Annotated in this window: 1 protein-coding gene and 1 pseudogene; both read left to right on the top strand. The window is 30.8% G+C overall.

The genetic code is table 11. From position 1 onward, the window contains the following. Positions 1 to 928, top strand: a 928-nt coding sequence (locus tag DMC01_RS13950; RefSeq protein WP_185908932.1) for a hypothetical protein, incomplete at its 5' end; no start/stop codon positions are given. A 425-nt stretch (positions 929 to 1,353) separates the two neighbouring features. After that, positions 1,354 to 3,580 (top strand): annotated as a pseudogene (locus tag DMC01_RS12110) (hypothetical protein); the annotation flags it as partial.

Below are 3,580 nucleotides of genomic sequence, written 5' to 3' on the forward strand. Positions count from 1 at the left end.
ATTCAAAGAAAGCAAGGCCTCTTTATACGCTTTAATAGAAGATGATACAGTCACTTGTCCTCACGGAGGCAAGGTCTTACTTAGATCAAATAAGGGCAAGCATTTTACCTCAAAGGGAGTGCCTTTGATCCTAGAATCTGATTATCTTGGCTCAAAAATAAAAGGCTGTGCTAATAATATAGCAGGGCTTAGCTATCCTTGCAGTGAAGTTATAAGCGTGAAAAATGCTTGTTCTACAAAAAAGCTTAATAATGAGCTTGTTATCTTGCAAGATTTAGTTAGCAACTCCCTTACAGACAAGGGCTTTGCCTTAAAATGTGTCTCTAAGCCAAATAACTTCATATTTGATCATAATTTTGTGAATTTAAAAGATAAAGCAGGGCTTAAAGATGATCTTTCTTCTTTATTTAATGCAAGATTGAGGCTTCATTATAAAGAACATAATTTGCAAAGAGATAATCTTCTTATTAAAAGATGCGAGCTTAACGGCAAAGAGTATTACATAGATACTTATTTTAAAAGCCTTGAATTTGATATAGAAAAAGACTCAAAAAAGATAGATGATATAAGGCTTTTACAAGATTTAAAGCAAGAATTTAAAAAAGACTTTCTTTTTAAGCAAGTAAATTTAAGGCTTGGAATTCATCTTATAAAACTTGTATTTATTGTCTGTGAAACTTTGCCTAAGATCTATCAAAAAGCCTATAAAAGCTATGAGGACTATGGCATAGGAGAGTTTAAGCAAATTCATTCTTATACAAAAGACTATAATGAAGAAGAAACAATTCATCATCTAAGAGTTTTCATCACTCCTTATAAGGCAAGTAAGATAAGATTTGAATTTGCTGTTGGGATGGATGATTGGCTAGATGATGAAAGAGTGTGTGAATTTAGGGTATTGACAAGCTATATTGAAGAAGAAGTATAGGCTATAAGCATAGAAGGCTTACTAAGTAAAAATGCCTACTAGGTTTCTAATAAACTAAGTAAAATTATATAAAACAGTTAAGCTTAATGCCTTGAAATGCTTATCAAGCATAGTTTCTTAAATTTTAAAGCCCTTTTATAAAATTGTAGATCTTGCTATAAGCTTGTCAAATTTATCCCTTTGAAAATATGACACTAGGCATAAGCAAAAGGATCTCTTTTGCTAAATAAACCAAGCTTTGACACAAAGGCTATGCTTTAAAATGCTTCATAAGCTAGCTTGTGTATTTACTTAAAAATTATTGCTACAAGGCTTAGTGGCTTAATTAAATTTTTCTTATAAAATGCCTACATAGCTATTTTAAAGCTAAAACATTGTAAAATTATCTAAGCTACTAATTTATCTAAGGCTAGAAAGATGAAGTTGTGAAAAAAAAAGTATTAAAATATTCATTCATACATAAAAAACAAGAACTAAAAAGCATCATAGCTCATTATACCTCAAACGCAAAGAAGATTTCCTTATACTGCTGCGATTTTAAGGCAAAAAATCTCAAAACCCTATCCTCAAATTCAGCCTTGTTTAATAATCCTCAAAATTTATCTCTTAATGAGTGGCTTTATGATCATTTATTTAAGCTTCAAAAAAACACAGACATACAAATTTATACCTACAATAATTTAGAAAGCATAAATGCTAATAAGCCACACAAAGAAAATGGCACAAACGAAACAAGTTATTATATGGATTATTTAGGCAGGATCTACGAAGAAGATCAAAACAATGAGACAAGAACTATAAAAATTTGCAACAAAAGCAATAATAATGCAAAAATTTTATTTGACTTTGTTAAAAGGCTTAATAAAAACCCACAAGAAAGCCTATCAGATGCAGTAGAAAGATTTTTAAAGGATAATCAAGGCAGGTTGCAACACACACTTGAAATTTGCATCAAGGGGCTTCAAAAAGATATGGAAGAAGAAATTAAAAACTTTGAAGAGCTTAATTTCTTACTAGATCAAAAAGCTTATAAGAAAAAGCTTGATGAATGTTTTAAGGCTCTCATCTTAGACATAAAAGCCATATGCGAAGAAGGCAACAAGCAAATGATTAAAGAGCTTGTCAGCTTCTTTTTTAGCATAGTTAATGTATTTGATCTAAAAAGCTTTTTTACTAAAAGTAATCTAGCCTTAATGGCTACTGATAGCATTTTTGAGGGTGCTAAAACTATGAAAAATATCTTAGAATGGGCTAATAACAAATACAGCTTCACCCTTTCTCACTCCATCATTAAGCTACTAATAGACGATATAGCACCTCTGATTTATCTTTTTCAAAACCGCATTTTAAATCATACCTTAATCATTGATAATAGGGTCTTTATAGAGCTTTCAGGTATGAATAGTGAGATCTATGAAAGCAAGGCCAATCTTAGTCAAGATCTAGCCTTGCTTGTAGAATTTAAAGAAGAAAGTTTTAATCATATAAAAAAGATAAATTTATATGGTATGCAAAATGAAGAAGTGCTTAGAATTTGCACCCAAGATCATCTAGCTAAGCTTTTAAACTCTCAAATAACAACAAGCGAGAATAGACTAGCCTACATAGAAACACCTTATTTTAACTCTAGCAAATTTGTAGAGTTAATTAAAGACAAAGAAGGGAAAAATTCAGCAGAACAAGGCTATAACTATCTCATTATCTGCAATGCTCCTTACAAACAAAATGCTGCCTTAAATCAAGCCTTGCTTGCTAAGCTAGCCAGCAAAGCACATTATAAGGACGAGAAAAAACAAGAGCTTAAAAGTGAAATTTTATATAAAAACCCAAAGGACTATGATGAGGGGGTTGATTATAGCAAATATAAACTTAGTATCAAAGATGAGCCAAACAAGGCTTTTGTGTTGTCATTAAGCCCCTTTGTATTTGTAAGCAAAAAAGCTTATAACACATATAAGGATACTAAAAATAAGCTTGATGAATTATCATCTAATATACAAGATGATAATTTTGAGTGTATTATGGAATATTTTGATTTTTTAAAACAAGCTAAGAGTGTAGAGCATGTGCTTAATTATGAGTTTATCAATGGCTTTTTTACAAAAACCCTTAACAAAAAAGAGTTTTTAAAAAAGGAAAAAGAGTTTTTTTTGCAAGGCTTAGAATGTTTAAGGGAATATATAAATGGCATTATAATGCATCAAAAAGCATATACAAGAATTGATTATGCCCTCAATCATTACGCACTTAATCAGCCTTATATGACAACAAAACAGACTAAAAATAAGTACTGTGCCTTGGAGGTTCTTTGCCTTTCTTTAACCTGGTATATCATTAAAAACTTTTATTCTTGCATAGATACAAATACACAAAAATGGTGGAAGCTAAATTTAGCTTATGAGTGCATAGAAATTGAAGGACAAAGCCTTAACTTACTTCCCATTAATTCTTACTTAGGAGAGGAAAATCCCCTTTGTTTTTCTAAACAGCACAAAAAAGAAAAATTAGCCGGCAAAGAAGAGGTCTTTTGCATAGAAGAATTTATAGCTACGCTTGAAGACACAAAAGATCAACAAGAGTATGAAAAAGCCTTTGAAGAGCTTTTGCAAGAATTTAATCAAGGCTTGAATTTTAAAGAAAATATCCAAGATG

Source organism: Campylobacter troglodytis (genome assembly GCF_006864425.1).
GTDB classification, from domain to species: domain Bacteria; phylum Campylobacterota; class Campylobacteria; order Campylobacterales; family Campylobacteraceae; genus Campylobacter_D; species Campylobacter_D troglodytis.